Raw genomic sequence first — 17,302 nt, forward strand, 5'->3', positions numbered from 1 at the left:
CATGACAGACATAATAACAACAGACAATATCCATATCGCCGGTACAACCAGTACCCCGACGGTGGATTTTCGCTTTGACACACATCAGCTTTCGTTGTCCGGGGAATCTTACCCGGAAAATGCGGCCGCGTTTTACGGTCCTCTGATTGAGCGGGTTCAACACTATTTGCAAACACGTCTTGATCTGCAAACGCGTCTTGCCACCATGACAACGCCGCCGACACGCACTGACATGCATGTATCGCTGCCCTACTTCAACAGCTCAAGCACCAAGATGCTGTTCAGCCTGTTCAATATCCTCAACCAAGCCGCGCAGAAGCAGCTTCCTATCGCGCTGCACTGGTATTACGACCAGGACGATGATATCGCCGAAGAGTTCGGGCAGGAACTGCATATCGACTTTTCTGCGCTCGACTTCCACCCCCACATCCTGGAGTAACGGCATGAGTAGCTATGAACTGTTCACCCCCGAATACGACATCCTGCTGTCAGCCCGCAATGTCGCGGCTCAGGCCGACATGCCGGCGGAGGTGTACCGGGAAAGCCTGATTATGCTGGCAGAACATTATCAGCGGCTGGTGCGGGAAACTCACCGACTGATTACCCGCAGTGACCGCGCAGAGCGAGAGTTGACTCGCCTCAATACCCAGTTGCATCAACTGGCGGTAGAGCTGGAATACAAAGCCACCCATGACCCGCTGACCGACGTATTTAACCGCAGTGCGATCATCGACCTGGTCGATCACGCGCTGGAGCAGGATCAGGCGGCGCTGATTGTGTTGGATATCGACCATTTCAAGCAGGTCAATGATGTCTACGGTCACCCGACCGGTGATGCGGTGATTTGTTCGCTGATAGCCCGTATCCGTGACGTATTACAAGGGACAGGCAGTATTGGTCGCGTCGGCGGCGAGGAGTTCACCATTCTGCTGGATGGTTACACGCTGATGGCGGCGGTGGATGTCGCTGAACATATCCACGCCAGTCTGAATCATACCGCGTTGGAACCCCTGCCTCAGCATCAGGTCACCGCCAGCTTCGGCGTCAGTTGGGCGCCGCCGCACACCGGTTTCGACACGCTGTACAGTACCGCCGACACGGCGCTCTACCAGGCCAAACATCAGGGCCGCAACCGTGTCGCATACATGCCTATCGATACGGTTAGTTAACTGACAAACTGCCCAGAGCAATCTGGGCAGAGTAATTCATCAGGTTGAGTTTTTCAGCTCAGTTTTTCTTCACAAATTCAGATTTCAGCTTCATCGCGCCAAAACCGTCAATCTTGCAATCAATATTGTGGTCACCTTCTACCAGACGGATTCCTTTCACACGAGTGCCGATTTTCAGCGTTGATGAACTCCCCTTAACCTTCAGATCTTTGATGACGGTAACGGTATCGCCGTCCGCCAGCAGGTTGCCGTTGGCGTCTCGCACTACCAGCCCCTCGTCCTGCACAACACCATCCCCCTCCTGCGACCACACGTGTCCACACTCCGGGCAGTTAAGCATGGCATCATCCTGCCAGGTATATTCAGACTGACATTTTGGGCAAGCGGGCAACTGTTGCATAGTAATCCTCATTAAAACCAAATAAATTAGATAAAAGTTAAATATATCAATCAATAAAAAATATCGTATTCATTATTTTATCGCCTTTCCTTACATGCCGACAGCAAAAAGAACCAGACAAACCGATATTTTTCAGCATTTTTAATCAAAGTTACTCAATTCACTCACTTTTCTTGTCATCACAACGCTAACCAGATGGATACACCGGCCAATTGCGCAATCATGCATACCCGCCCACCCCCTTCGTTATTTTTTACTTACATCTATGCAGAAAACTTCAGTTTAATAAAACAGTAACTTGGTTAAACTGAACACTTCTTATTACAACTACTGGCATGGATAACACTCCGTGGAAACCGCTTCCCCACTTAAAAACCCCACTTTTCTGTGCTTCTGGATCGGGCAAATCGCCTCCTCCTTTGCTTTTCAGATGCTGGTAGTCGGGATTGGCTGGCAAATGTATGACCTGACCAATAGCGCGTTGAGTCTCGGTCTGGTCGGGTTGGCTCAATTTCTGCCACAGCTGGCGCTCACACTGGTGGCTGGCCACGCGGTGGATCAGTATAACCGCCGCGTCATTATCCTATGCTGTCGCCTGCTGATGGCTGCCACCATACTGGTATTGGTGCTGGGTAACGTCAGCCACACCATCAGCGCCACAATGATTTACGCGTGTTCAGCGTTGTTGGGTGCAACGCGAGCATTCGAAATGCCCGCCACGCAGGCGCTGCTGCCAAACCTGATCGCCCCCGGTTTGTTATCACGTGCCGTAGCGCTGATGGCCTCCGCCCGTGAGGCCACGGTTATTGCCGGCCCGGCACTCGGCGGCCTGGTTTACCTGATAGGAGCCACCACACTTTACGCCACCAGCGTAGCCTGTTTTATGGTGTCGTTTCTGGTGCTGCTCAATCTGCGCTATGAATACAAAGCGCCAGCCCGCACGCCGGTAAGCCTGAACAGCCTGTTTGGCGGCATGAATTTCATTCGCCGTAATCCGGTGATTCTGGGGTCTATCTCGCTGGACATGTTCGCCGTACTACTTGGAGGTGCTACCGCGCTGCTGCCCATCGTCGCCAAGGATATTCTGCATACCGGCCCGTGGGGGCTGGGGCTGCTGCGCTGCGCGCCAGCGCTCGGTGCGGTACTGATGTCGCTTTATCTGAGCCGCCGTCCGCTTACTCGCAACGTGGGGAAAATCATGTTCTCTGCGGTGGCGATGTTTGGTATCGCCACTATCGCATTTGGCCTGTCCACCAATCTGTTTCTGTCGCTGTTTGCACTGTTGTTTCTGGGCGCATCCGATATGGTCAGCGTCGTCATCCGTTCAACACTGGTGCAACTGGAAACGCCAGACGAGATGCGTGGCCGGGTTAGCGCCGCTAATTCCATTTTCATCGGCACCTCTAATCAACTGGGGGAGTTTGAATCCGGCATAACCGCCGCCTGGCTGGGGGTCGTGCCGGCCATCGTACTGGGTGGAATCGGCACCCTGCTGGTGGTAGCGCTATGGATGAAGTATTTTCCAACGTTAACCCAACGCCAGACGCTGGAAGCAGGAGAAACCTCATAACGCCAGGTTGCCCGTATCAACGCTGTCTTAAAACATCACACCCGTCATCCGGTTTGACTGGAAAATAGCGCCCCGCCGAGCTGCGGAGCACCAGGAGAGTTACTGCGCCGGGCGACCGTAGTACGCCGTGAAACTGGCTTTGGCCAGCGTATTGCCATTAATCATATAGCCACCGAGTGCCGGATTTGCGTCTTTAGGCACATCCAGCGTTTTGCTCTTCAACGCATACACCGTGAAAATGTAACGATGCGGTTTGTCACCTGCTGGCGGACAGACTCCGCCCCATGCTGCCATCCCGTAGTCAATGCGCACCTGACTAGCCCCCGTTGGCAAGTGCTTCCCGCCGATCTCGCCTGCGTTAGCGGCAAGGCTGTTTACATTCGCCGGAATATTGATAACCATCCAGTGCCACCAGCCGGAACCCGTCGGTGCATCGGGATCATAGACGGTGACGGCAAAACTCTGGGTCCCTGCCGGGGCGCCATGCCAGTTTAACGCCGGGGACTGGTTCTGCCCGTTGCAGCCAAAACCGTTGAACTCAAAGCTGGCAGGCAGCGTGCTGTTCGGCGCAATCACCGGGCTGGAGAGCGTCAGCGTATCGGCATGGGCGGCGGCGGCAGTCATAATCAGGCCAGCGAGTAACGGGGCGCAGGAGCGGGTCAAACGTAAACCTGTTTTCATATTCGTATTCCTGTAACTCATGGTAGGCTTGTTTTGCCATTCATTGGCTCGACGCAGAGCGCGTCGTCGCTGTGGATGACTGTCAGAACACAGACTCAACTGTGACTGTGATGCAAATCATAACGCGCCGATATCGTTCCCGTTGCTCCGGCTCGCTCAACCTCTGTTCCATTTCTACCATGGATGCCGATGCAGGATGACATTGACTGACCTCCCGCCCCTTTCTCTGACACACCCGGCAGATCCAGTGCCTCACTATGCCCCCACCAACTCGTCACTGACTCATCAGATTGTTGCACGTAGCCAGTATGTGCTGCGTACGGTGGTGATGCGCACCGATCTGATTGGGCTGGTTGTCTCCGGGACCAAACAGTTGCTGGCACCGGAAAGTCACAGTGCTTTTGCTCCCGGTGAATTATTCATATTGCCGCGTGGCACCCAGTGGGATGTCATCAATGATCCGGCCCCCCAGGGGCGCTATGTGGCCCACATTCTCAGCCTGCAACCCGATACCATAACGCGCTTTTACCACGCGTTCGGCCAGTTCGCCGCACTGGAGCCAGTGCACAACGTTGCCAGAGCGGCTGCGACTCCTGCGATCAAGACAGCGTTTTTACGCGCAGCTGAGGCATTGAACGACACAGAATGCTCGACAACGCTCAGCGAACACCGAGTGCTGGAAGTGTTGCTATTACTGGCGGAGCACTCTGGCGTGGTACTGGCACCGCCGGGTACGCTGAACTGGAGCGAGCGGGTGAGACGACTGGTGGCGCAACGCCCGTATGACAACTGGTCGGCAAACCGGGTAGCACAAGCACTGTCTACCACCGTCAGCACCCTAAACCGTCGGTTGGCGCAGGAAGGCAGCACCATCACCCGTTGCGTGCGGGAAACCCGGCTGGAAACGGCGATGGTGCTGTTACAGTCATCTGATCGACCAGTCGCCGCCATCGCGCTTGATGTCGGTTACGCATCCCATAGCAAATTCACCGCGGCTTTCCGCCGTCGCTTCGGCATCTTACCATCGGCGTTGCGCAGGTGATGAACCAAGGGAAGAGATCAAGCGACGTGCCGGCACCGTTGCCGGCGGTCGCAAGCGAAGGGCCGGGTTGACTGTCAGTAGGCAGGCCTCTTATACGGGCGTCCTCGGTTCAGCCTGTTTTAGGGTAAAAACGAGCTATTCTTCGGTAAATTGTGACTTTTTCATCAGCCTCTCCTTCATTCCGGAGGAGTCATGATCATACCGAAATTCTGTTTCTGAATAGGTCCGGATTTTAAGATAGGGCCATATCCATAAGCAGAAATTACCAACCTTAGGTTGTACTAACCAACAGGACTTGGGGTCAACACAACCAGCCCACAGCAAAGGCTGGAATCTTCCCGACAACAACTTCCTGAAAAAACCTTTGTTTTATAAAAACAAAATTATCTTTTCAGCAAATCATTTCCCTTAAAAACAGCCTGAAAGACCGATTTTCATGACAACTGAACCGAGCAATATATGTCAGAGCCATTACAATTACTGTAAGAATTCATAAGCCGCATTCAGGAAGGCTTTCAGGATGATGAGACAGCCAATTTGACTATAGCGTGCTTAATAAGCCACGAGCTTCTCGCTGGCAATGAATTCGGGCGCAGAAAAACTCTCTGCCAGGACGCTACTCAGAGGATGTACCCATGAAATCAATCAAATCCATCCTGCTTTTCTTGCTACTTGTCGGCCTCGGATCTGTGCTAACGCAAGGTGCCGTCAACTGGTGGTCGGGGCAGCAAATGCTCACGCAGGCCAGTAAGATTTTCACAGCCAAAGATATCACCGCGGATATTCTGCCACCGCCTTTGTACCTGATTGAGGCTCGTCTGACGTTATCGCAGGGGCTTGATGGAATGCTATCGCCAGACGAAGCGACAAAAACGTTCGACAAACTGGCCCAGGACTACACTGCCCGTGTGGACTACTGGCGCAAGACGCCAACCTTCGGCATCGAGAAGTACCTTTTAGGAGAACAACACGATGCCGCGCTAAAATTTCTGGAGGCAGCACGCCGTGACGTCCTGCAACCGTTGGCAGTCGGCAATATAGCGGCCGCACGCGCAGGACTGCCTGGCGTGCACAAGCTCTATGAAGCGCATCGCGTAGCGGTGGACAAGACAGTGGAGGTTTCCAATGCCTTCGCTGATAAGAATTTGGCGGCCTTTGATGCGATCGAAGCATCGAACTCCAGAGCCAGCATGGGCGTACTTGTAGGGGCACTGTGCGTGTGTCTGGCACTCTACATCGGTGCACGCCGTCGTCTGCACACGGCAGTCTCCTCACCGTTGCTGAATGCCTGCGAGGCCGCACAGAAGATTGCAGAGGGCGACCTGACCTGTAACATCCACGTTCATGGCCGCGACGAAGCCAGGCAAATGCTCAAAGCGCTGGCCGACATGAAGGATAGTCTGCAGAGCATCGTCGCTATGGTGCGTACCAGTTCCGACGCTATTTTCACCGATTCGATGCTGATATCCACAGGCAATCTCGACCTGAGCAAACGCACGGAAGAGCAGGCTTCCAGCTTGCAGCAAACTACGGCTTCTATGATGGAGATTCGCTCTGCGGTACAAAAGAACGCTGAAACAGCCGAGCAAGCCACCAGGCTGGCGTCTTCAACCAGTCATACGGTGCAACAGGGTGGCGAGGTCATGCATCAGGTGATCTCAACCATGCAAGACATCACGACTAGTGCCCAGCAAATCACGGAAATCATCGCGATCATTGATGGCATCGCCTTCCAGACTAACATCCTGGCCCTGAATGCTGCGGTTGAAGCTGCCCGCGCCGGTGAGCAAGGGCGAGGTTTTGCCGTTGTAGCGGGTGAAGTCCGCTCACTGGCCCAACGCAGTGCTGAAGCCGCCAGGGAGATCAAAAAACTGATCAGCGCCAGTATGGAGAAAGTCGAAAACGGCTCACATCTGGTTGAAAACGCTGGAGCATCGATGGACAGCATTGTTTTGCAAGTAGGCAAAGTCTCCGACTTCATCACAGAGATCAGTTCCACGGCGAAAGAGCAAGTCTCCGCTATCAGCCAAATCACTGATGCTGTGGGGCAACTCGACCTGGTGACACAGCAAAATGCCTCTCTGGTTGAAAAAGGCGCAACGACTGCGAAAAACCTCACACACCAGTCGCAATTGCTTGCCGGACTGATGGGAAGATTCCAATTGGAAAACAATGCAATGCAAGCGAGTATAGCTCATGAGCATCAGGCTGCCGTAGATCAAGCGACCACACACGAGGCAGGTTCTCTGTGGCTAACCAATAAAGATCATTCACGAGGAAGAGAGACTACGCACAAAACCTCAGCACCCGATGCCGAAAATTGGTCAACATTTTGATACTGACGTCGTCAGGAGAAGTCATGACTTTATGAGGGTCAGCGCATCTAATATCGGTAATTATCTGCTGGTGATCGACGATGACTACCGGCGCACAGGTGTTGCCTTCAATAGTCTGGTTCCCGGCACAGCGCGAGCCAGATGCCTCCGTCTGGCTGCGCGCCAAACCGCGTCTGACACAGCCGGATGTACCACAGGCAAAACGCGTTGATGCGCTCAGCGGTACTCGCTGCACGGTTGAATTGTCATCTGATTTTACCTCGGAGGCCTGGCGTAAACTGCTGCAAAATGCTGTCGGAGGCCTGATGGTTCTGGCGAATCGCTGAGCCGGGATGTTCTCACGCGGGGATATTACTGAACTGGCACTGGCCTATCTGCGTGAATGTCTGGCAGTCGCACATGCGCAAGGAGCTGCGCTTGACGATAGCGCTCCACAAGAGATCGTTGACGCTTTTCATCATGCGTCTGGAGAGCGTTCAGAATTCTGTGTCACGTTAAAAATTCTACAGCGTCATCACGTTATTTAGTCGCCCTTCAAAATAAATGGCCAACTGTGACAATGTCAAATTCCAGCTCTGGATGGGCATTGTCCATTTTTCCTGTGCGTTCATCAGCCCCAGATAAAGCAGCTTCAACAGACTGTTTTCATTCGGGAAAGCACCTTTGGTTTTGGTCAGCTTCCTGAACTGTCTGTGCACCGATTCGATAGCATTTGTGGTGTAAATGACTTTGCGGATATTTGCCGGATAGCGGAAGTACGCTGACAGATTGTCCCACTTGCGTCGCCACGACTGGAGCACCACCGGATACTGCAACCCCCATTTCGCTTCCAGCTCATCCAGTGCCATTTCGGCCGCTTCTTTTGACACTGCACGGTAGACTGGCTTCAGGTCGGTCATGAAGGCTTTATGGTGCTTTGAGGCCACATATTTAATCGAATTGCGTATCTGATGAATGACGCACAACTGCACTTCCGTCTGCGGATAAATGCTGTTTATTGCCTCTGGGAAGCCGGTCAGCCCGTCCACGCAGGCAATCAGAATGTCTTTAACACCGCGATTTTGCAGGTCGCTTAATACCGACAGCCAGAAGTTAGCCCCCTCACTTTCTGACAGATACAGGCCCAGAACTTCCTTTTTACCTTCCAGATTCAGGGCCAGCACGGTGTAAACCGCTTTGCTCTGATAGCGGCCATCTTCCCGAATTTTATAGTGAATAGCGTCCAGCCAGACGAAGGGATAAACCTGCTCCAGCGGGCGCTGTTGCCACTGTTTTAGTTCAGGGATGACTTTATCGGTTACTGCACTGATGGTGGCAGTGGACACGCTGAAGGCATATAAATCTTCGATCTCCCGGCTAATGTCCTGATAGCTCATCCCCAGTGCAAACAGGCGAATGATCTTGTGTTCGATCTCGTCGGATAACGTGGTCTGATGCTTTTTCACCAACTGGGGTTCAAAAGTGCCATTACGATCGCGCGGAGTCGCCAGTTCGAAGCTGCCCGTCGGGGCTTTAATGGTCTTTTTGCCGGAGCCATTTTTACGGTTAGCTTCAACGTCCTGAGCCAGATGAGAGTCCAGTTCCGCAGAGAGGGCAGCTTCCGTTAACTGTTTGATTAAAGGCGTTAAGATACCATCTTTGCCCGTTAATGCCTGACCGGACTGGAGGGCTTTAAGCGCTTTATCGAAATCGAAGGGCTGGGACATATGTCATTCCTTTTTGATTGTATATTACCGGAATGACACAGAATTTCTAACACTCCCTGCGTCTGCGGATTTAAGCACCTCAATTCTCGCCGACCAACAGGCTAACCGTCCACTAGCGTGGGATATCCGCAACGGTGTGGTCCAGCGTTATGGTCATTTACATGGTATTCCTACCCCCATCAGCGACGTGCTGGTACCGTTGCCGACGGCCACAAACGAAGGGCCGGATTGACGCTGTTATCTATCATGTAGCCTGCGTACGAATGAAAGCCATGCTGCTCGTGCATTCCCGGTATATATCAGCTATCCACGCGGACATATCTTTGGACTATGAGCCGATGAAACGATGCGTTCGCGATGAATGTCTGAATGAGTACTGGTTCAGCGATATTCTTCATGCCAGGAAAATCATTAATAACTGGCGGTAGGTCACCGCCATCCGGACTGAACAGATGCTATTAGGGATAACCACTTCGGGTAGGGCTAACGGATCTGATCTTTCTAAACCGAACTAAATACCGACACTGCCTGTAAGTACCGAGTTACAATTAGCAGAACAACGCTGCCTACTCTTTTTTACCCTTCTGACAGCAATTTCTGCGCTGTCGCTAAAGCGTCTTCCTTTGAGGATGCCATCATCAAGGGATAGCCCCAGAATTTTTCATATACGATAGCGAAGGGTTTGGCCGCAATCCGTTTGGCCTTGTTTGGTTCAATGTGGATTGATGCTTTGACGAAGGCCCGTAATTCACTCTTGTGGGCTTTCATCCAGCGTGTAATCTGTTTCATCTCTTCAGGCGAGTGCTCATGTTCATGTTCGTCGTGCATCGTGCCTTCATTATTCAGGAGAACGAAGACCTCCTGGCGGGCAAGCAGAGCTTCGAATTCTGTAAACGGGGAGACGTCTGGATCCTTACCAGGAGCAGCCATTTGTATCCACACAAAAGGGAACTGAGCGGCATCAATTCGCATATGAATATTCCTTCCAACGTTTGATTTCATCAATTGTCGATAGCCTCACCGACAAGTAAACGTATTTACATCAGCGAAAAACCTCGAACAGCAACACACCAACATGGTTAGTCCAAAATTACCTGATTGGGCATTAGACTGCATTGCGAATGTTGGTCATAATATTGTTCAAACCTGCCATGTGATGTTTTCCGTCAAACCGAGGCCCAGTCAGATCATGTCACGCCAACCCTCACTGGATTCTGTTGCTCCCTTCGATGTTGATAGCATCCCCCGGCCCGTAGTCTCTTTGAGCGCATCCATGGTGTCCAAAGGTTGGGAACAGGAGAAGCACCAGCATCGCAAAGCACAATTAATCTACTCGGTGAGAGGTGTGCTCAACTGCGAGGTGGAAGATGGGGTGTGGATTGTCCCGCCACATTGTGCGGTATGGATCCCAGGTAATTTACCGCATTCCGCCCGTGGTTCCGGCGATACTGAATGCTACTGCTTATTTGTCGAACCAGAGGCTGCGCCAGCGCTTCCGAAAATCTGTTGCACGATTTCAGTAGGACCACTTTTGCGCGAACTACTCCTGAAGGTCGCCGGTTTCCCCCAGCTATACCTGACCGATGGTCCTGAAGGCAGGTTGATAGCAACGCTGCTGGATGAATTGTCTGCGGCCCCTGTAGAAGACCTGCATTTGCCAATGCCTCGTGATCGCAGGCTGCGGCGGCTTGCAGAAATGCTGCTGGCCGACCCGACAGACAAATCGTCTTTAGGCGAATGGGCGAATCGTATTGGTATGAGCGAAAGAAGCATGAGCCGACTGCTTGTGCACGAAATTGGCATGAGTTTTGGCCGCTGGCGTCGGCAGTTGCACGTCATCCTTTCACTTCAGCGTCTATCAAGAGGGGAAAGCGTACAAACGGTGGCACTGGAGCTTGGCTATGAGAACGCCAGCGGATTTGTCACCATGTTCCGAAAGGCTGTCGGTAAGCCACCAGCACGTTACCTTTTCGAACGAACAGCGAGCTCAGCTGGAAGTGAATCAACCAGTGTGCCTGACATGATTCGTTTGGATTAACCACACTGCCGATGCGCGCACACAGTCGCAGCTGAACGATAATCGATATTTATCGGAAACGAAACTGGCTGGATCGATACCGGTGCGACGGCGGGATTGGCATCGCACCGGTATCAAGATGTTACTGGATACTGCCCTGCTCCCATCCGCCACCCAGCGCCTTGAATACGCTAACCCTCGCGGAACCGACCTGTTGGTCAGCTGCGGCCACCTGTGATTTCGTCTCTATCAGGTTTTTCTGCGCGACGATCACATCAAGGTAACTGATCGATCCAACACGGTACTGCTGCTGAGCTAACCGGAAGGCGTTCTCTGCACGATTACGCGCATCAACCAACGACTCACGCTGCTGTATCGCTGCACGATAGGCGCTCAATGCTTGCTCAGACTCTTTCAGCGCATTCAGTACGGTGCCATCAAAGTGAGCCAGCGATGCTGCGGTTTGTGCCTTCGCCTGAGCAAGATGGCTACGCGCCACCATCATGTTCGGGAATGACCAGGAAATCAGCGGACCGACTGAGAAAGACCAGGTGCGATTGCCTGTCAGATAGTCATTACGCAGGTAGTTTCCTGAAGCACCCAGTGAAACCCTTGGGTAAAGGTCAGCCACTGCCACGCCGATGCGTGCAGTATCGCCAGCTAACTGGCGTTCGGCCTGCCGCACATCAGGGCGACGACGCAGCAATGCGGTGCCGTCACCGACCGGTAGCACTCCCGCGATCTCCGGCGCTCTGGTGCAGTCACGTGCAGAAACCGGCACCTGCGATGGCGTGCGGCCCATTAATGCAGCCAACTCGAACAACGCGGTATCCCGCTGGCTCTGTAACGGCGGTAGAGAGGCCTCGGCCTGAGCCAGCGTCACACCGGCCCGCTCCACATCCAGATTTGATGCCGCACCGGCGTGCGCCTGATTGCTGATGAGATCCAGGCTGTGTCGGGCCAGTTCAACGGACAAATGCGCGACATTGATGGATTCACCATAGGCGCAGGCATCGATGTAGGCCCGTGTCGTTGCAGCGACCACAATCACTTTCGCTGCATCGTAGTCAGCAGCGACAGCATCAGTGTCAGCCTGTGCAGCTTCAATATCACGTCTCACCCGGCCAAACAGATCCAGTTCATAAGAGACGTTAAGTCCACCGCTGTAACTCCACTGGGTAGGTGCCTGCCCGGCCCCCGTCCATGTGGTCTGGTCACGCCCGTAACCTGCTCCGCCCGATACGTTAGTCGATGGAAGCAAGCCACTTTGTGCCTCCTTGTAAACAGCCTGCGCACGTTCAAGGTTAGCCAGAGCAACACGCAGATCGGTATTGGCAGACAGTGCTTCCAGCACCAGATTGTTGAGAATGGGGTCATCGTACAATTTCCACCACTCAGATGGCAGAGAGTGCGCCGTATCCGTATGGTCCGACTTGCTGACAAAAGGACCTGCTGCGGTTTGAGGTAAAGCAGGCGCATGGTAATCGGGGCCACTGGCGCAACCGGTGATAAAGCTGGCGACGGCAGTGGTCAGGAAAGTAGCACGCAAAATGGGAAACAAGGCCCGACGCAGAGCGATGCCCATGGCGTCGGTGTGGGCAGAAAACAGATCAGAGTTCGACATCAGGTGCCTCCGTAGTAGCGAGTTCGCGTGCACGGGGGCTTTCCGCGACTGCCCGATGATCCTTAGCAACGAAGCTATAAATTGTGGGAAGTACGAACAACGTAAAGAAGGTGCCGATAAGCATCCCCATCACCACGACGATACCGATGGAAAATCGGCTGGCAGAACCTGCCCCATCAGCGAATAAAAGCGGTACCAGACCAGCGACCATCGCCGATGTTGTCATCAACACAGGACGCATACGCACCGTCGCCGCCTTCTCTATAGCCTCTATACGGCTGATATTTTCATGGTGCTGAATGTGGTTGGCGAACGTGACCATCAGAATTCCGTGCTTGGATATCAGCCCTATCAGGGTGACGAGTCCAATCTGGGTGTAGATGTTGAGCGTCGCGTAACCCAGCCACAATGGTACCAGTGCGCCACAGATCGCCAGTGGAACCGTCACCAGGATCACCAGCGGGTCGCGCAGGCTCTCGAACTGCGCTGCCAACACGAGGAAAATAACCACAAGGGCGAAGCAGAAGGACACCAGCAGGCGGTTGCCCTCCTGTACGAACTGGCGACTGTCGCTGAGCCAGTCCACACTGGTTCCGGGTGGCAATGCCTGTGATTGCAGGAATGCGACCGCCTCGCCCATGCTGACGCCCGGCGCGGGCAACATTTCCAGTGTCGTGGAGTTCATCTGTCCGAACTGGGTGAGCTGGTTGGCCTGCGGACGCATGTCGACGCGGGTCACGGTCGATAGCGGCACCAGCGCGCCAGAGGTCGCCTTGACATAGAAGCGTCCCAGGTCTTCTGGCGTCATACGTTCGCTACCGCGCACCTGCGGGATCACATCGTAGGAGCGATCGTGAAAGTTGAAGCGGTTGACATAGTTTTCGCCGACCAGCACGGCCAGGGTATCAGCAATCGACTGCATAGTTACGCCCATTTCGCTGGCGCGGACGTTGTCGATGGTGATGTGCGCCTGCGGGCTGTCGAAAGACAGGTCGTTCTGCACGTAAAGGAACAGGCCACTGGCATAAGCGGCAGCCTTGATCTTCTCGCCGGTCTCGTACAGCGTCTTGAAGTCATCGGGTGAGCGCAGCACCATCTGCACCGGCAGGCCACCGCTAGAGCCTGGCAGCGGTGGCAATTGCACGGCGGTCAGCGTCTCGCCCTCGATGGTGCCGCCAGCTGCCTGAATCTGGCCCTGGATTTCGGTAGCCGAATGCTTGCGTCCCGACCAGTCCTTCAGGATGGCGCCGCCGAGCATCATATTTTGGCCGCCGGCGGCGTCGCCGATGTTCATAAAGCTGCTGTCGAACTCGGGAATTTGCTCGAACAGTTTTTCGATCTGTTGAGCATAGCGGGCGGTGTAGCCCACGCCAGCATATTGCGGTGCTTTGGTAACGACGATGACGGCGCCCTGATCCTCAGTCGGCGCCAGTTCGCGACGGGCGCCGGCGAACAACACCACGATAGCCGCCAGCACGACTACGCCGACCAGCAGGACCGCGCCGCGAGCCGCCAGTGTATGTGCCAGCATTCGCCCATAGAGCGCAGTCAGACCTTCCATGTAGTGTTCGACCCGCTTCGCCAACCGTCCCTCGCCTTGCCTGGAACTGAGCAGCATCGAACTCATTACCGGCGAGAGCGTCAGGGCGACAACCCCCGATACGATCACCGAGCCGGCCAGCGTGAAGGCGAACTCCTTGAACAGTGCGCCGGTCAGCCCGCCCATCATACCGATGGGCGCGTAGACCGCCGCCAGCGTGATGGTCATGGCGATCACCGGTCCGACGATTTCGCGAGCGCCGAGCAACGCCGCACGCACGGGTGACAATCCTTCTTCAATGTGGCGATGGATGTTTTCCACCACGACGATGGCATCGTCCACCACCAGGCCGATCGCCAGCACCATTGCCAGTAGTGTCAGCAGGTTGATCGAGAAGCCGCAGGCGAGCATCAGTGCCGCGGTGCCGACCAGCGACAGCGGGATAGTGACCACCGGGATGATGACGGCGCGGAAGGTGCCGAGGAACAGGAATATCACCACGATCACAATCACGATGGCTTCGACCAGCGTGTGCTTCACTTCTTCGATGGAGGCATTGACGAAACGTGCCACGTCGTAGTTGGGGGCGACAGTGAGCCCCGGCGGCGCCATCGCGCGGATTTTGGGCAACAGTTCGTTGGCCCGTTTGACGATCTCCAGGGGATTGCCATCGGGCGTGGGCTGCAAGGCGACAAAGATCGCGGGGACGCCTGTCGCGAACGACAGGTTGTTGTAGTTCTGCCCGCCGACTTCCACCGTGGCGACATCCGACAGCCGCACCACACCGCCTTCTGGGCTGGACTTGACGACCATCTGGCGGAAGTCCTCCACGCCGCGCAGGTCGGTGGTGGCGCTGATATTGGTGACGGTCAGGGAACTCTTGAGCTGGCCCGGTGCGGCCTGCACGTTGTTCGCGCGCAGCGCGGCCGCAATCTCTCCGGCCGATAGTCCATGCGCGGCCAGCCGCACCGGATCGATCCAGATGCGCATGGCAAGCGCCTGGCCTCCATAGACGTCGGCCGAGGCCACGCCCGGAATACTCGTGAACAGCGGCTGCGCCACCCGGGAGGCGAAATCCGTCACCTGCGGGATCGAAAGGGTTTTGCTGTAAAAGGCGATGTACTGCACCGCCGTGCCGCCTTCAGTGGACTTACTGATGACCGGATCGGTGACGCCCGCCGGCAACTGGTACTTGACCTGCTGCACCTTGGCGAGGACTTCCGTCATCGTTCGATCGGCGTTGGCATTGAGCACCAGGCGCGCCTTGATCTCGCTCTTGCCCTGCTTAGTGGTCGAACTGAGGTATTCAATGCCGCTGGCCGTGGCGATGGATTGCGCGATCGGCGTGGTCACGAACCCCTGCATCACTTCCTGGGTTGCGCCCGGCAAAGTGGTACTCACGCTAATGGTAGCGTTTTCAAGGTAAGGGTACTGACGCACCGGTAACTGGAAGACGGCAGTGATCCCCATCAGCAGGATTAACAGGCTGACGACCAGCGCCAGGATAGGTCGGCGGATGAAAATATCAGTGAGGTGCACGATGTTGCCTTCCTATTTTGCGTTGGCGGCAGAGTCAACGGCCGCAGAGGCCGTGGTACTGATTTTCACGACTGCGCCTGGCGGGAGCCGGTTCTGACCCGTTGTCACCACGATGTCACCCGCCTTAACGCCTTGTGTCACCACGACTTCTTCCCCAAGTCGCCGACCCGTAATAACCGGAACAGCGACCGTTTTACCGATCCCTTGAGCATCCACACTTTGCACGAGTACCACACTGTCGCCAGAAGCCGAGGTCTGGATCGCCGTCTGAGGTAACACAATGACATCGTTACTGGCGGGTAATGTCAGCTGCGCCGTCGCGTACATGCCAGATTTCAGAGACTGGTCTGCATTGGGTAACAGTGCCTGAATGGCGATGTTACGTGTTTCTCTATCAATTCGAGGGTCGATGGTGCTGACTTTAGCCGTGAATACCCGCCCCGGTGCCGCATCTACCGTGACCTGAACGGATGCACCAGGCGTCAATTTGGGGAGATCCTGCTGAGGCAACGTGAAGTTAACGTAGAGTGGGTCGAGTTGGGTCAGCGAGGCTATCTCATCACCGGCGTTAAGATACTGACCAGGATTGACACGACGGATACCAAGCTGACCGGAGAACGGCGCACGAATAGCCTTTTGCTGTATACGCGCGTCCAGTTGCCTGACCTCAGCGGCGGACTGGGCGGCTTCCGACATGCGCTGCTCCAGCAGTTCGCGGGATCCGGCCCCCGTAGAGGCCAGTGCCTGCGAACGTCGCAATTGCAGTTGCGCAAAATCAGCTTTGGCTTTGGCAGCGAGTCGGTCCGCTTGTTCAGGCGCATCGTAGAGCTGTATCAGTACATCCCCTTCCCTCACAAACTGGCCCGCGTCGAAGTTAATCGCGGTCACACGCCCGGACGTGTCTGGCGAAAGCAACACTTCGCGCACAGCCTGCAAACTGGCCACAGCCTGAAGTTGCTCTGCAACACTACGGAGTTCAGCGCGGATCGTCGATACCGGTATAGGCGGTAGCGCCTGATATTCTGCACCACCACTGCTGCGACTGGCCCGCCAGGTGTACAACAGGCTGAAGACGACAATGAGACCAACTATGCTGATGGCCGCAGGCTTCACATGGCGATTCATCCCGATGCTCATAAGGGTTCACCTTTGCACGGGGAAATGAACAAGGTTGGTGACTTGGGCTGTATTACCTGCCCGCGAATATTTCGTGGAGACATTGATGTTCCTCATAAATTTGAGTTTCTGGCTTTGCTTACGCGTGAATTTGCTCACGTTGAGGCATTCAGAGGGTCACTCTAACTTTTTGAAGATGCCGAGCAGTTGCGAAAATTTGTCATGTTATTTCGCATTCCAGCCAAAGATTTCATCAACACCACTTTGGCGGAATTGAACAACTATATGGCTGTATTTCGCTATCGAAACATGATCTCTCATTGTTAAATGAGAATGAGTTTTATTTGATTGTTACTGCGAATTTTATTCTTCCGGAAACTTGATGCACCAGCGTCCTACCGCGGAAACGTTTGCTTATTTTCAGAACAGAACGCGAGTGATAGCGCTTGGTTGGCGACAAGAAGATGGCAGGCCCAGGTGCGGGGTACATAAGCATCAATATTGATCGCCAGGAAAATATTGAAGCAGGTGACGTAGGACATGCGTTTGACAGCGTTGTCCG

At 54.5% G+C, this 17,302-nt stretch carries 13 protein-coding genes and 2 pseudogenes; 8 read left to right on the forward strand and 7 right to left on the reverse strand.

What is annotated here, in order from left to right; genetic code table 11:
- Position 1: 1 nt before the first annotated feature.
- On the forward strand, positions 2–439 hold the full coding sequence (locus Dpoa569_RS13690; protein WP_042869204.1) for a DUF1987 domain-containing protein: 438 nt from the start codon (positions 2–4) through the stop codon (positions 437–439).
- A 4-nt stretch (positions 440–443) separates the two neighbouring features.
- A complete protein-coding gene (locus Dpoa569_RS13695) occupies positions 444–1,169 on the forward strand; it encodes a GGDEF domain-containing protein (RefSeq protein WP_042869202.1) in 726 nt (241 codons plus the stop codon).
- Positions 1,170–1,227: 58 nt separating this feature from the next.
- Here Dpoa569_RS13695 and Dpoa569_RS13700 read toward each other — a convergent pair whose 3' ends face one another.
- Positions 1,228–1,569, reverse strand: coding sequence for a zinc ribbon domain-containing protein YjdM (locus Dpoa569_RS13700; protein WP_042869201.1), 342 nt, complete (start codon positions 1,567–1,569; stop codon positions 1,228–1,230).
- 349 nt (positions 1,570–1,918) lie between these two features.
- Here Dpoa569_RS13700 and Dpoa569_RS13705 point away from each other — a divergent pair, with 349 nt between their 5' ends.
- On the forward strand, positions 1,919–3,139 hold the full coding sequence (locus tag Dpoa569_RS13705; RefSeq protein ID WP_042869199.1) for an MFS transporter: 1,221 nt from the start codon (positions 1,919–1,921) through the stop codon (positions 3,137–3,139).
- Between the two features lie 99 nt (positions 3,140–3,238).
- On the opposite strand, the gene Dpoa569_RS13710 is transcribed toward Dpoa569_RS13705, so the two are convergent.
- Positions 3,239–3,820 (reverse strand): YbhB/YbcL family Raf kinase inhibitor-like protein, encoded by a 582-nt coding sequence (locus tag Dpoa569_RS13710; RefSeq protein WP_042869197.1) that lies wholly within the window; start codon positions 3,818–3,820, stop codon positions 3,239–3,241.
- A 196-nt stretch (positions 3,821–4,016) separates the two neighbouring features.
- Here Dpoa569_RS13710 and Dpoa569_RS13715 point away from each other — a divergent pair, with 196 nt between their 5' ends.
- The 3 genes and pseudogenes from Dpoa569_RS13715 to Dpoa569_RS13725 form a co-directional block, all read left to right on the forward strand.
- Complete coding sequence (locus Dpoa569_RS13715) at positions 4,017–4,862, forward strand: helix-turn-helix transcriptional regulator (RefSeq protein ID WP_042869195.1); 846 nt, start codon at positions 4,017–4,019, stop codon at positions 4,860–4,862.
- A 635-nt stretch (positions 4,863–5,497) separates the two neighbouring features.
- Positions 5,498–7,198: a methyl-accepting chemotaxis protein gene (locus tag Dpoa569_RS13720; protein WP_042869193.1), complete on the forward strand. Its 1,701-nt coding sequence runs from the start codon at positions 5,498–5,500 to the stop codon at positions 7,196–7,198.
- Positions 7,199–7,284: 86 nt separating this feature from the next.
- Positions 7,285–7,671 (forward strand): annotated as a pseudogene (locus tag Dpoa569_RS13725) (ketopantoate reductase C-terminal domain-containing protein); the annotation flags it as partial.
- Positions 7,672–7,701: 30 nt separating this feature from the next.
- Here Dpoa569_RS13725 and Dpoa569_RS13730 read toward each other — a convergent pair.
- A complete protein-coding gene (locus Dpoa569_RS13730; protein WP_146410909.1) occupies positions 7,702–8,904 on the reverse strand; it encodes an IS256 family transposase in 1,203 nt (400 codons plus the stop codon).
- 58 nt (positions 8,905–8,962) lie between these two features.
- Here Dpoa569_RS13730 and Dpoa569_RS13735 point away from each other — a divergent pair.
- Positions 8,963–9,136 (forward strand): annotated as a pseudogene (locus tag Dpoa569_RS13735) (oxidoreductase); the annotation flags it as partial.
- A gap of 344 nt (positions 9,137–9,480) precedes the next feature.
- Here Dpoa569_RS13735 and Dpoa569_RS13740 read toward each other — a convergent pair.
- On the reverse strand, positions 9,481–9,876 hold the full coding sequence (locus Dpoa569_RS13740; protein ID WP_042869190.1) for a hypothetical protein: 396 nt from the start codon (positions 9,874–9,876) through the stop codon (positions 9,481–9,483).
- Positions 9,877–10,093: 217 nt separating this feature from the next.
- Between Dpoa569_RS13740 and Dpoa569_RS13745 the strand changes: the two genes are divergently transcribed.
- Entirely contained in the window at positions 10,094–10,942 is an 849-nt protein-coding gene (locus tag Dpoa569_RS13745) for an AraC family transcriptional regulator (RefSeq protein WP_038904306.1), read from the forward strand.
- 121 nt (positions 10,943–11,063) lie between these two features.
- Here the strand turns inward: Dpoa569_RS13745 and Dpoa569_RS13750 are convergent, their stop codons facing one another.
- The 3 genes from Dpoa569_RS13750 to Dpoa569_RS13760 are packed head-to-tail and all read right to left on the reverse strand — an operon-like array spanning position 11,064 to position 16,761.
- Positions 11,064–12,545, reverse strand: coding sequence for an efflux transporter outer membrane subunit (locus Dpoa569_RS13750; protein ID WP_201765203.1), 1,482 nt, complete (start codon positions 12,543–12,545; stop codon positions 11,064–11,066).
- Complete coding sequence (locus Dpoa569_RS13755) at positions 12,532–15,624, reverse strand: efflux RND transporter permease subunit (RefSeq protein WP_042869188.1); 3,093 nt, start codon at positions 15,622–15,624, stop codon at positions 12,532–12,534. Before Dpoa569_RS13755 ends, Dpoa569_RS13750 begins: the two co-directional genes overlap by 14 nt.
- A 12-nt stretch (positions 15,625–15,636) precedes the next feature.
- A complete protein-coding gene (locus Dpoa569_RS13760) occupies positions 15,637–16,761 on the reverse strand; it encodes an efflux RND transporter periplasmic adaptor subunit (protein ID WP_042869187.1) in 1,125 nt (374 codons plus the stop codon).
- Positions 16,762–17,302 lie beyond the last annotated feature (541 nt).

Source organism: Dickeya poaceiphila (genome assembly GCF_007858975.2).
GTDB lineage: Bacteria > Pseudomonadota > Gammaproteobacteria > Enterobacterales > Enterobacteriaceae > Dickeya > Dickeya poaceiphila.

Excerpts from the sequence above, each read along its gene's own strand:
- Dpoa569_RS13750 (WP_201765203.1), bottom strand. The coding sequence starts at position 12,545 with ATGTCGAACTCTGATCTGTTTTCTGCCCACACCGACGCCATGGGCATC.
- Dpoa569_RS13695 (WP_042869202.1), top strand. The coding sequence starts at position 444 with ATGAGTAGCTATGAACTGTTCACCCCCGAATACGACATCCTGCTGTCA.
- Dpoa569_RS13710 (WP_042869197.1), bottom strand. The coding sequence starts at position 3,820 with ATGAAAACAGGTTTACGTTTGACCCGCTCCTGCGCCCCGTTACTCGCT.
- Dpoa569_RS13745 (WP_038904306.1), top strand. The coding sequence starts at position 10,094 with ATGTCACGCCAACCCTCACTGGATTCTGTTGCTCCCTTCGATGTTGAT.
- Dpoa569_RS13760 (WP_042869187.1), bottom strand. The coding sequence starts at position 16,761 with ATGAGCATCGGGATGAATCGCCATGTGAAGCCTGCGGCCATCAGCATA.
- Dpoa569_RS13740 (WP_042869190.1), bottom strand. The coding sequence starts at position 9,876 with ATGCGAATTGATGCCGCTCAGTTCCCTTTTGTGTGGATACAAATGGCT.
- Dpoa569_RS13700 (WP_042869201.1), bottom strand. The coding sequence starts at position 1,569 with ATGCAACAGTTGCCCGCTTGCCCAAAATGTCAGTCTGAATATACCTGG.
- Dpoa569_RS13730 (WP_146410909.1), bottom strand. The coding sequence starts at position 8,904 with ATGTCCCAGCCCTTCGATTTCGATAAAGCGCTTAAAGCCCTCCAGTCC.
- Dpoa569_RS13690 (WP_042869204.1), top strand. The coding sequence starts at position 2 with ATGACAGACATAATAACAACAGACAATATCCATATCGCCGGTACAACC.
- Dpoa569_RS13715 (WP_042869195.1), top strand. The coding sequence starts at position 4,017 with ATGACATTGACTGACCTCCCGCCCCTTTCTCTGACACACCCGGCAGAT.
- Dpoa569_RS13720 (WP_042869193.1), top strand. The coding sequence starts at position 5,498 with ATGAAATCAATCAAATCCATCCTGCTTTTCTTGCTACTTGTCGGCCTC.